12 protein-coding genes are annotated in these 12,063 nt (G+C 33.1%); 3 read left to right on the forward strand and 9 right to left on the reverse strand.

The window, feature by feature from the left end; genetic code table 11:
• Positions 1 to 195 precede the first annotated feature (195 nt).
• Positions 196 to 387 carry a cold-shock protein gene (locus tag VDP25_RS09510; RefSeq protein ID WP_215925676.1) on the reverse strand — a complete coding sequence of 64 codons (192 nt, stop codon included), beginning with the start codon at positions 385 to 387 and terminating at the stop codon, positions 196 to 198.
• Positions 388 to 588: 201 nt separating this feature from the next.
• Between VDP25_RS09510 and VDP25_RS09515 the strand changes: the two genes are divergently transcribed.
• Complete coding sequence (locus VDP25_RS09515; RefSeq protein WP_334469163.1) at positions 589 to 852, forward strand: hypothetical protein; 264 nt, start codon at positions 589 to 591, stop codon at positions 850 to 852.
• A gap of 117 nt (positions 853 to 969) precedes the next feature.
• On the opposite strand, the gene lpxD is transcribed toward VDP25_RS09515, so the two are convergent.
• From lpxD to VDP25_RS09540, 5 genes are all read right to left on the reverse strand, one after another.
• Positions 970 to 1,959 (reverse strand): UDP-3-O-(3-hydroxymyristoyl)glucosamine N-acyltransferase, encoded by a 990-nt coding sequence (gene lpxD, locus VDP25_RS09520; protein ID WP_334469165.1) that lies wholly within the window; start codon positions 1,957 to 1,959, stop codon positions 970 to 972.
• 195 nt (positions 1,960 to 2,154) lie between these two features.
• Positions 2,155 to 3,273, reverse strand: coding sequence for a DEAD/DEAH box helicase (locus VDP25_RS09525; protein ID WP_334469168.1), 1,119 nt, complete (start codon positions 3,271 to 3,273; stop codon positions 2,155 to 2,157).
• Positions 3,274 to 3,365: 92 nt separating this feature from the next.
• On the reverse strand, positions 3,366 to 4,916 hold the full coding sequence (locus VDP25_RS09530; protein WP_334469169.1) for an SDR family oxidoreductase: 1,551 nt from the start codon (positions 4,914 to 4,916) through the stop codon (positions 3,366 to 3,368).
• A 30-nt stretch (positions 4,917 to 4,946) separates the two neighbouring features.
• Positions 4,947 to 5,396 carry a KTSC domain-containing protein gene (locus VDP25_RS09535; RefSeq protein WP_215925681.1) on the reverse strand — a complete coding sequence of 150 codons (450 nt, stop codon included), beginning with the start codon at positions 5,394 to 5,396 and terminating at the stop codon, positions 4,947 to 4,949.
• Between the two features lie 79 nt (positions 5,397 to 5,475).
• Positions 5,476 to 7,029 carry a DEAD/DEAH box helicase gene (locus tag VDP25_RS09540; RefSeq protein ID WP_334469173.1) on the reverse strand — a complete coding sequence of 518 codons (1,554 nt, stop codon included), beginning with the start codon at positions 7,027 to 7,029 and terminating at the stop codon, positions 5,476 to 5,478.
• A gap of 207 nt (positions 7,030 to 7,236) precedes the next feature.
• On the opposite strand from VDP25_RS09540, the gene VDP25_RS09545 reads away from it, so the two are divergent.
• The gene (locus VDP25_RS09545; RefSeq protein ID WP_334469175.1) at positions 7,237 to 8,160 is read left to right on the forward strand and encodes a peptidoglycan DD-metalloendopeptidase family protein; all 924 of its coding nucleotides are present in this window, start codon (positions 7,237 to 7,239) and stop codon (positions 8,158 to 8,160) included.
• A 59-nt stretch (positions 8,161 to 8,219) separates the two neighbouring features.
• On the forward strand, positions 8,220 to 10,448 hold the full coding sequence (locus VDP25_RS09550) for a type IA DNA topoisomerase (RefSeq protein WP_334469177.1): 2,229 nt from the start codon (positions 8,220 to 8,222) through the stop codon (positions 10,446 to 10,448).
• Position 10,449: 1 nt separating this feature from the next.
• On the opposite strand, the gene VDP25_RS09555 is transcribed toward VDP25_RS09550, so the two are convergent.
• The 3 genes from VDP25_RS09555 to VDP25_RS09565 form a co-directional block, all read right to left on the reverse strand.
• Positions 10,450 to 10,908 (reverse strand): GyrI-like domain-containing protein, encoded by a 459-nt coding sequence (locus tag VDP25_RS09555; protein ID WP_334469179.1) that lies wholly within the window; start codon positions 10,906 to 10,908, stop codon positions 10,450 to 10,452.
• A 70-nt stretch (positions 10,909 to 10,978) separates the two neighbouring features.
• Positions 10,979 to 11,440, reverse strand: coding sequence for a cold-shock protein (locus VDP25_RS09560; RefSeq protein WP_334469181.1), 462 nt, complete (start codon positions 11,438 to 11,440; stop codon positions 10,979 to 10,981).
• 161 nt (positions 11,441 to 11,601) lie between these two features.
• On the reverse strand, positions 11,602 to 12,063 hold the full coding sequence (locus VDP25_RS09565; RefSeq protein WP_334469183.1) for a hypothetical protein: 462 nt from the start codon (positions 12,061 to 12,063) through the stop codon (positions 11,602 to 11,604).

Below are 12,063 nucleotides of genomic sequence, written 5' to 3' on the forward strand. Positions count from 1 at the left end.
ATTTGTTTTTTAATATTCAACTAAATTTTTAAGCGTCTTAATATTATAAAATTAGAAAGAACACTAACCATACATTACCGCATTTAATAATAATCTTAATGGTATTGAAAGACACACTTAAAACAGAACGCTTATAACGTAAAAAAGCCCATCACATAGTGATGAGCTTCCATAATTTAGGTTAAGTAATATATATTAGATAACTTTTACATTTACTGCGTTTAAACCTTTTTTGCCTTCTGTAAGATCAAATTCTACGTCATCGCCTTCACGAATTTCATCGACTAATCCAGAAATGTGGACAAAATGTTCTTTGTTTGAACCTTCTTCGGTGATAAAACCAAAACCTTTAGCATCATTGAAGAATTTTACTGTTCCTTTACTCATTGTATTATATTTAATTTTAATAATTACTTAATAGTATTCAAATATGATGCCACAAATTAAATACTGCTAATTATCGGATTTATAAGCGATTAAAAACAGCTTACCGATAAAACTAAGCCCTACAACAAACAAGTTTGAGTCCAAATAGCTTTGCACATACCTTTGCTGTAGATCTCCCTCTATCTATTAAATCTAAATATTATGGAAACAAAATTCTCTTTGTTTAACCAGATTAATAGTTTATGTTACTGGTTATTAGTGTCAAGCGATTACAGAACTTCAGTAAAATTAGATGCAGAAAATGACACTTATAGTGTTTGTATAAAGCATTGTGGTGTAGAACTATACTCCAATACCATTAAAGGATTTAGCAAAAGAAACGCTAACTTCTTAGAACACGAATTAGATGGTATGGTCGCTGGTTTATTACATTTAAAACAAAATGTAGAACAGAAATCTGCTTAAGTGTATTGCAAAAAATAACGTCAGTTAGAATGAAATCCTAAAAAGGAACCGCATTCAAACTGACGTCAATATATGTATATAATTTCTGAGCTTATACTGTCGCTAATAGCTAACTAATTACCTAGCCAACTTACGAAGCGCCACCCATTGTTTTAGCATTTCTCTAGAGTCTACAGCAGGATAACCTAATACCGTTTTCCCTGCAGCGACATCATTCATTACGCCAGAGCCTGCTCCTACAGTAGCTCCTGAATGAATAGTAGTATGATCTTTTATAGAAGCCGAACCTCCAATAATAACTCCATCTCCTAAGGTTACAGAACCCGCTAGTCCTGAGCTTCCTGCCATAATACAAGAACGTCCTAGCACACAGTTATGTGCTATTTGAACCAAATTATCAATCTTACATCCGTCACCAATAATCGTAGAACTAAATTTACCACGATCTACACAAGAGTTAGCTCCAATCTCAACAGCATTACCAATAACCACATTTCCAATATGTGGAATCTTTACTAAGCCTCTACCATCATCACTCGGACGATAGCCAAAACCATCAGCTCCAATACTCACATTATTATGAAAAATACAATAGCTGCCAATTACAGAACGCTCTCTAATCACAGTACCAGACCAAACTACAGTGTGGTCGCCTATGGTTGTTTCATCTAAAATAGTCACGTTAGGGTAAATAATAACATTACTTCCTAAAACCACATCTTTACCAATATAAGAACCAGCACCTACTTTAGTGCCTTCCCCTATTTTAGCAGACTTATCAATGGTGGCTAAAGGATGAATTTCGGTTTCAAAATGTGGAGGTTTTGGAGTAAACGTCTCTAACAATTTAGCCATGGCTAAATCGGCATTCTTAACTTTAATAAACACACGGTTCTCTCCAGGATCAATATCTATATTATCATTAACAATGGCTAAACTGGCTTTAGAAGTAGCCCATAAACCAGCAAACTTCCGATTACCAATAAAGGTTGCTTGGTTTTCGTTTGCTTTTTGAATTTGTTCTAATCCTTTTATTTTATTGGTGGTTTCACCTATAACTTCACCTTGTACAATGGCGTTTATATCTTCTATTGAAAATGATTTCATGTGTATTAAAATTGTGTGTTAATTAATTAAAGACACAATATAATACTAAAATATGAAAGTGCTGTATTATGAATTTGAAGAGTTTTAAGAACTACACTAATTTAAAACAAACCTTTAGTCCTTATGCTTTTTGATAAAATTCCATCAAAAATTAAAACGTTTGGTTTTAGCTTAAAAGCTTAGTGAACTCTATTTTTACATTGTAAGTTCTTTAAACGTAATTCCTAAAGCTTTTTGTATCTCTAATACCTTCTGCATTTCGCCAGGAATAATTAAAGCAATAGACTGCCCTGTTTTACCAGCTCTTGCGGTTCTTCCACTTCGGTGCGTGTAATAATCTAAATGCTCTGGTAATTGATGATGCAATACAAAAGCGAGATTATTAACATCAATACCTCGTGCAGAAACATCTGTAGAAATTAAAACTTGTAAACTTTCGTTTTTAAAAGCACGCATCACTTTATCGCGCTCCTTTTGTTGCATATCACCTTCTAAGGCACCAACAGCAAAACCTTCTTGCTGTAATTGATGTGCCAATGCTTGTGTACCGGCTTTGGTTTTACAAAAAATAATACCTCTTTCATCTTGACGCTTGTCTAAGATGCGAATAATCATATTGAGCTTGTCTTTGATAGACGTATTTACATAATGATGAGAAATGTTTTCGTTAACTAAAGCATTTTTATTCACTTCTATTTTAACAGCATCTGGAGACATATACGTTTTTACAATACGCTTAATTTCTTCTGGCATCGTTGCTGAAAACAACCACGTATTACGTTTAGACGTATTGAATTTAAGGATTTTAGTTAAATCTTCTTTAAAGCCCATGCTTAGCATTTCATCAGCTTCATCTAAGACTAAAATCTTTACTTTAGAAATATCAACATCACCACGTTCTACCAAATCAAGTAAACGCCCTGGTGTTGCCACAACAATATGTGTGGTTCTTTTTAAGGCTTTAATTTGTTTGTCAATTTTTTCACCTCCATAAACACCTTCAGCAAAAATCTTTTGGTCAATATACTTTGTAAATCTAAAGAGTTGCTTTTGTATTTGTTGAACTAATTCACGTGTTGGCGCAATAATTAAAGCTTGTACGTCAGAGTTATTAGTATCAATAGCGTGTAACACAGGTAAGCCAAAGGCTGCTGTTTTACCCGTTCCGGTTTGTGCTAATCCTATTAAATCGGTTTTAGATTTTAATAAAATAGGAATTACGGTTTCTTGTATCTCTGTAGGATTTACAATATTAAGTTCTTTTAAACCTTTGATGTAATTCTTATGTATTCCTAATTCTGAAAATGATGCCATAGTCTTTTATTATGTTGCAAAGGTAATTTGTACTTTGGATAATCCGAAAATTTAAGTACAAAATTAAAATTTAGATAATGTTTGAAGTGTAATTACCAACTAATAGGTCGGTAGTCTTTTAAGAATTTACCAGACCAATGTTTACCTGTATTAATACCATCAAATAAAGGATCCAGTACACGTGCTGCACCATCAACAATATCTAAAGGTGGTTGAAAATCGTGTAATTCTTGTTTTCGTTTTGCTAATTCCGCAGGATCTTCGTCAGTTACCCAACCTGTATCCACAGCGTTCATATAGATACCTTCTTTAGCTAAACTACCAGCAGCGGTATGCGTTAACATATTTAAAGCGGCTTTGGCCATATTGGTATGTGGGTGACGGTCTTCTTTAAAAAAAGAATGAAACTTTCCTTCCATGGCTGAAACATTGATAATGTGCTTCTTACCTGTATTCTCTTTCTTCATTACTTCAGATAGACGATTACACAAAACAAATGGTGCTACAGAATTGACAAGCTGTACTTCAATCATTTCTGTGGTTTCAATTTCACCTAGTTTTAATCTCCAACTGTTGGTTTTTCTTAAATCCACTTGTTGTAAATCGGCATCTAATTTTCCCTCTGGAAAGACTTCTTGAGCTACTAAAGTATTATCAAAACTATACGGAATCTGCGATAATTTAGCAGACGCTCTTAAACCAATACCTGGTTCTGGTCCATGCCAAGTTACTGGCATATTTTTATTAGAAGATGCTCCAGAAGTTAATTGTTGTAACTCTTGTAAACATTCGGTATGATCGTTTAGTAAATCGCGTGCAAACTTAGGTAACTCTTCTATTGGGCGTTCTTCGTTTGGCATTAAATGACTGTAAAAACCTGCTGGTCGTCTTACGGTTTGTGCTGCATTATTAATAAGAATATCTAGTTTTTCGTAGCGTTGTTCTATAAAGTTACAGAAAATTTCTACACTAGGAATATGTCTTAAATCAAGACCGTGAATCTTTAAACGATGGCCCCATTCTGTAAAGTCTTCTTCTTGAGAAAAACGCAAGGCAGAATCTACAGGAAAACGTGTGGTTGCAATAACTGTGGCGCCACCACGTAATAACATTAAGGTGATATGGTATCCAATTTTTAAACGCGACCCTGTAATGACAGCAACTTGACCTTTAACATCTGCCGTTTGAAAACGTTTGGCATAGTTAAAATCGCCACACTCTTCACACATGGTATCATAAAAATGATGTAATTTGGTGAAAAGGGTTTTACAAACGTAGCAGTTTCTTGGAGATTCTAATTCTAACTGTTCTTTAGCTTTTAAATCGGCTTCAGGTAACAATTTAGGAGCTACAAAAATATGTGCTTCTCTTGCACTTCTGATACCTGTTACTTTTCTAGCATTTTTATCTCTAGCCGCTTGCTTACGTTTTGCGGCTTTTTTGGCGTCTTTTTTACGTCGCGAAAATTCCTCTCTACTTGGACGTGATAATTGTCCTGATGCTTTGATTAAAGCCGTACGTTGGGCTTTAGGAATTTCAAAAATTTGATTTGTATTAGCAACTAATCGTTCTAATATAGAAATACAGTTTTCAATCTCATGGATTGAAATGTCTTCGTTTGTATCGGAATTTTCGTTGCTCATAACTATATTTTATACTAAGTCTACTCTTTTCTAAGCTTCCTGAAGCTCTTTTTTAGATTTTCTGTACAAATACGAATTGAAAATACTTCGTCTTGCAAAACGCATTTGTTTATCTGAATTTAAGAATTTAATAAAAACTCCTTTAGGAACACCAAAATACTCATAAGTGCTGCCATCTAAAAATGTAATTTCTAAAAGCTGTCCTTTATGCTGAAAATCTAAAATGCTAGAATCTGTAATAGTAGCAGTATATTCTTCAAGGTTTGCAGCTTTAGTTTCTGGCGCAATGCTCACTAAAAAATGATACCCATCAATGATTTCAACACTCTTTAATTCAGCTTCTTCCTGTCCGGCGTCACCATCTTGAAATTTATCTGGATGCCATTCTTTAACTAAGTTTCTGTAGGTCTTTTTTAAATCTTTAAGATTAATTGAATCTTCTACAGAAAAAAGCTTTTTGTATTGATTAATACGTTTCATTTATAGTGTTTTAAAATAAGGCGCGAAACTACGCTATTTTATAATACAAAATCAATTTAATTCTGTTTATTATAAACCTTTAATCCTCAGGAGGAAATCCATGGATTTCTTCAAATTTCTCATCAAAATTAGTTCTTAAATACGAGTTTAATTTCTTTTGGTAGTCGTCCTTTAACCATTTCAAGAAATTATACGTACTTCTACTAATACATTTGGCATAAGTTTCAATACGTTGATTGATATCGTCCTTTAATAGTTTCGCTAATGCCAAAGCATCGTAAACATCTTCACTATTTTCTATACAGATTTTAGCGTGTTGCTCTATAGAACGTTCAAGTACTACTTTTGAAGATTCTCCACTATCTACAGCATCTTTGTACGTTTGCTTAATATCAAAATAAGTCTCTTCAGACTTAGAGAATTCTTCTTTGATTTCATCGGATAAATCGTGTTTAAAGTTTGATTCAATCGCTTCATCATCCTTAATACGATCTGCATACCAGTTTGGCGATTTAAAGATTAATTGCCAATCTAAATCTGCACCCCAAGGTCCAAATCTATACAGGTTGTTTCCTAAATCTATAGTTGTAAATTTCGATTTATTATTTAAAATACGAGACCCACGACCAATCATTTGGTAATATAATGTCAAGGATTTGGTTGCTCTGTTTAAGATAATGGTATCAATAGTTGGCTCATCAAATCCCGTAGTTAAGATACTTACCGATGTTAATATAGCATCTGGAGTTTCATGAAACCATTGTAAAATTTGCTTACGTTGTTTCTTTGTCGCGGTGTTATCCAAGTGCATAATTGGTAAATCTGCTTCTTTAAATGCATAATACACACTAATAGATGTGTTAATACCATTATTAAAGATTAAGGTCTTCTTCCCTAGCGAATGTTTTTTATACGCATCAATTAGTTTTTGCAACATTGCCGGACTAGAGTATAAATCTTCAGACGATTTTACGGTATAATCTCCATTAGAACCCACTTCTAAAGACGTTAATCCCATATCGTATGCATAAGTCTCTGCTCTTGCCAAAAACTCATTTTCTATAAGATTCTCAATCGTTTCACCTGTAATAAGTTCATCGTAATTATCCTTCATTGGCAAATCCTTATTTGAACTTAAAGGCGTTGCAGTTACTCCAAGAATAAACGATTTTTCAAAAAACTTAAAAAGTTTGGTAAATGAATTGTAATGCGCCTCATCAATAATTACTAAACCAACATCAGAAATATCTAACATGTCATCGTTTAGTCTATTATTTAAGGTTTCAACCATGGCCACAAAACAAGAATAGTCTCCTTGATCATCTAAATTTGCCTTACTATTGACCACTTTATTTGTCACACCAAAACCATCCAACATCTTAGACGTTTGGTTACAAAGTTCTACTCTGTGCGTCATAATCACTACTTTCTTTTTGTGATTTTTAAGGTATTGACGTACAATTTCAGAGAAAATTACTGTTTTTCCACCACCTGTTGGTAATTGGTATAACAAGTGATAATCTTCGCGCTCTGTGTCAAACTTTTCGAAAATTTGGCTTATGGCTCCTTGTTGGTAGTCGTATAATTCTTTATCGGTTTTTTTTTCTTGAACTGCTTGATTTGTTACAGACATAAATTTAGTTTCGGGTTAACTTTTTAGAAGTTGCAAATTTACAACACTTTGGTTCACAAAAAAAGTCTCAGAACAATAGATACCTATTCAATTTTATGAAAACGATCTTTTTGTTAGAAAAATTCGCAGGACTTTCAAAAATTTAATTTTCAAATAATATTTATTATATATTTACGTTTCCAAAGTTTGTTAGATTATTTGCCCTCTATGAAATACATTGTTTTCTGTATCACATTTTTCTACTGTACAATTCAAACATTCGCCCAAGAAGATTCAATTTCTAAGTCTTTAAAAATAGAATTACAAACAACTAAATTTAAACGGGTTGTTATTGAAGCTATTGAAATACCTCTAATAACAAAAAAAGCCGAAGTTGTAGATATTAAAGCTGAACATTGGGATACGACACTTTACAATCCTTATGCCAATACCATTCAAGAGTTTCCAATTGAATTAAGTTTTACAGATAGCACTTATGCCTCTCCTGTTCCTCATAAAAAAGTCGTTACATCACGATATGGTTGGCGCAGAGGGCGACCTCATAAAGGTATTGATATTGATTTGGTAACTGGAGATACTGTAGTAACGATATTAGATGGTATTGTACGTTTTGCAAAATATGCAAATGGGTTTGGAAATGTAATTGTTGTACGCCATTTTAATGGCTTAGAATCTACATACGCACACTTATCACACATTGGTGTTAAAGCTAACGATACAATTTATAAGGGTCAGTATATAGGTAAAGGTGGAAATACGGGGAATTCTAGAGGAAGCCATTTACATCTGGAATTAAGCTATAAAGGTGAATACATTCATCCGGAATACCTTTTAGATTTTTCATCTAAAAATGCCATCAGATCACAACAAGTTTGGGTGACACAAAAGTGGACGCATGCTAGGTTTCACAACTCAAGGCGTGTCAGTAAAGTAAAAGTTATTAAATCTGCCGATGAAGCTGCATTGGTTAGTTTAATTAAGACTCCTAAAGTGTATGTGGTAAAAAAAGGAGATACGCTTTATGGCATTTCGAGACGAAATAATATGTCTGTATCACAACTTTGCAAAACCAACTCCATTAAACAATCGTCTCCATTAAAAATTGGGCAAAAATTAGTTTTAGAACTCTAAAAAAATAGCCTTTTCATTTATAAATTTCTGTATTTTCGCACTCATTAAATTCATTTTAATTGAAAGTCTGTATTGCCGAAAAACCAAGTGTTGCTAGAGAAATTGCCTCTGTACTAGGAGCTACCACAAAACGTGATGGCTACTATGAAGGCAATGGCTATGCTGTGACATACACTTTTGGGCATCTTTGTACCTTATTTGAGCCTGCCGACTATAAACCTTATTGGAAAAGTTGGGATTTAAACAACTTACCTATGCTTCCTGAAAAGTTTGAGGTTAAGGTGGCTAACAATGATGGTATAAAAAAGCAATTTAAGATTGTAAAAAGTTTATTTGATAAAGCAGATGTTGTCATTAACTGTGGTGATGCTGGCCAAGAAGGAGAATTAATTCAACGTTGGGTAATTAATAAAGCTAACTATAAAGGAAAAGTAGAACGGTTATGGATTTCGTCGTTAACTACTGAAGCTATAAAAGAAGGATTTAAGAATTTAAAGCCTTCAGAAAATTATGACAACCTGTATTATGCTGGTTTTTCGCGTTCTATTGGAGATTGGCTTTTAGGTATTAATGCCACACGCTTATATACGGTAAAACATGGAGGTTATAAGCAAGTACTGTCTGTAGGACGTGTGCAAACACCAACCTTGGCAATGCTTGTAAATCGGTTTAAGGAAATTGAAAACTTTGTACCACAACCGTATTGGGAATTACAAACACTATATAGAGCTACCCTTTTTAGTTATGAGGAAGGCCGTTTTCTTAAAATGGAAGATGGTGAAATTTTAGCTAATAAAGTCAAAGAACACGAATTTGAGATTGTATCCACCACTAAAAAGAAAGGGACAGAATACGCACCAAAACTGTTTGATTTAACAGGATTGCAAGTTTATTGTAATACGAAATTTGGATTTTCGGCAGACGATACGCTTAAAATAGCTCAGAAATTATACGAAAAAAAAGCGGTAACCTACCCTAGAGTTGATACCACTTTTTTACCTGATGATGTATATCCTAAAGTAAAAAACATATTATCTAAACTAACTGATTATTCGACTCTTATAACACCTCTTTTAAATAAAAAAATAAAGAAATCTTCTCGTGTTTTTAATGATAAGAAAGTAACAGATCACCATGCTATTATTCCAACCGGAATGCAAACCCATTTGCAATACAATGAGCAACAAGTTTACGACATTATTGTAAAGCGTTTTATAGCTGTTTTTTATGACGATTGTAAAGTATCAAACACCACAGTTATAGGAAAAGCGGCTGATGTTAACTTTAAAACCACAGGAAAAGAAATTTTATCTAAAGGATGGCGTGTTGTTTTTGAGTCTGAAAAGTCCAACAAAAAAGAGGATGCCTTACTGCCTACTTTTGTAAAAGGTGAAAAAGGACCTCATGAACCTTCATTTATAGAGAAACAGACAAAAGCACCAAATCAATATACAGAAGCGACTCTCCTACGAGCAATGGAAACCGCAGGAAAGCAAGTTGAAGATGAAGAGCTTAGAGATTTAATGAAAGAAAATGGTATTGGACGTCCATCTACACGAGCCAATATTATTGAAACACTGTTTAGACGGAAATATATAAAGCGAAATAAAAAACAGATATTACCAACGGTAACAGGAATTCAACTTATTGATACAATTCAGAATGAATTGCTTAAATCTGCCGAACTTACGGGTTCTTGGGAAAAGCAATTAAAAGATATAGAAAAAGGTGAGTTTAGCGCAAGTGCTTTTATTAGAGGAATGAAACGCATGGTTGATGCCTTAGTTTATGAAGTCCGAAGTGAAAAGGTACAAACTCGAATTTCGGCGGTAAATAATAAACCTGTAGGAAAACCAAAATCGAAAGCAAAAACGAAATCAAAGTCCCAATCATTAGTGGGTAATTCTTGTCCTAAATGTAAAACGGGTTCTTTATTAAAAGGGAAATCGGCTTATGGCTGTAACCTTTATGGAAAATCTTGCGATTTTACCTTACCCTTTAGTTTTGGTGACAAGAAAATTTCTGAAAAACAATTTATTAGATTATTAACTAAAGGATCTACTGTAAACTTAAAAGGCTTTAAAATTGAAGGCAGCTCTCAGGAAGGTTTATTACGCTTTGATACTGATTTTAAATTAAAATTTGAACCAAAGCAAACCGTAAAAAAACCAACAATTAAAGCCGGTGATGTTTGTCCTAAGTGTAAAACAGGGAAAATACTACAAGGCAAAACAGCTTTTGGTTGTAGTAATTATAAGGTAGGTTGTGATTTTAGAGTTAATTTTTAATTCATCTTACAGGAACATAAAAGTCCTCTTCAGAATCCGGACTTCCATTTATATACTTTTCGCCCATAATTTGAAAATGTGGTCTATTATCAATTGTGTATCCAGAATGTGGTAACCATTTCTTCATGATTTGCTCATAGGTTTTAGAAGCATCCATGCCTTTATGAAGACACAATGCGTACATACCTTTAGGAATTGTAAACGACTTCATACCTTCTGGTATGTGATCTAAGTTTTTAACTTCAACACAAGCCCAAATATCAAATGGTTTTTCTATAGTATTAAAATCATCATAAACTTGTAACGCTATAAATTCGTTATTCAACCTATTGTGAATTTCTCTATGTCTTGGCATAAAACGTTTCCATAAGGCAACAATATTACCAAACTCACTATGATGCATAGCACTTTTTATTCCAACGACTATTTTGCTTTCAATTGTTATTATTTGTGGATGCATAAAAAAGAAGTATAAAAAAACCATCATAAGTATTAATTATGATGGTTCTATATATGATATTTAAGGTATACTATTTAACTAGTTTTACTCTAACGGCATTCATACCACGTTGTCCTTTCTCTAACTCGAAAGTAACCTTGTCGTTTTCTGCAATTTCATCAATAATACCACTGACGTGTGTAAAGTGCTTTTCGTTAGTTTCTGTATCTATAATAAAACCAAAACCTTTTGAACTGTCGTAGAAAGATACTTTCCCGTTTCTAATTGGATCAAACGGATCTTCGTCAGATTCTTCTTTTGTAGGAATACCTATAACAATATTTTTTGCTTTTACTTTAACCTTCATAGAAGGATCTGGAGGTGTATCTGTAAGGTTTCCGTTATGATCTACATAAGCCAAAGGAATACCACCTGTTCCATTTTCTTCTTTCTCGAGTTTACGCGCTTCCATTTTCTTACGCTTATCCTCTCTCTTTTTTAATCTCTTTTTTTCTTTTTCGCTTTTACTAAAAGTTTGTTGTGATTTAGCCATTCGTTGTTTTAAAAATTAATATGTGTGTGCTCATGAAAATATTGCTAATGCAGACAAGTTAATTAACTTAACAATGAATCGTATTAAAATCTAGTAAAATAACTTAAGAAAAAAGTTACTTGTGTAGTATATTTTCAATAAACTAGTTGCAAAGATACAACTTATATCCTTTCAATCTTTCCTGTTTGAGTAATATTATTAACACCAGACTTTAAGGTTAAAAAAGCATTGCCATTAGCTTTAACATTAATATGAAACTTAGCTTCACCTACATTAAACTCAATCACAATTTCTTGTGCATCATCATTAAAAGACGCTTTATAATTTGTAATTTTATTCTTTGAGGTATCTGTTAAAAATGTGTAAGTACCTAATGAGCTTAGTGTTCCGCTAATATTATCAGACTCAATTTTTAGCGTATTAGAATCTGCTTCTAACCTTTGTCTTTCTTTATTGTTATAAACAACTAAACCTACAAATTGATATTGTTGTGCTTTAATAGCTGTTTTAGAGCTGTGATATGTTGAAGCAAATATTTCCTTTTGACTTGGTTTTGATTGCGCACTTGTAATGGTTGTTGCAGAAAAACATAGAAGTAAGGCTAAATAAATAATTTTTTTCAT

The sequence above is a fragment of the Winogradskyella sp. ECml5-4 genome (assembly GCF_036903175.1).
In the GTDB taxonomy this organism is placed as follows: domain Bacteria; phylum Bacteroidota; class Bacteroidia; order Flavobacteriales; family Flavobacteriaceae; genus Winogradskyella; species Winogradskyella damuponensis.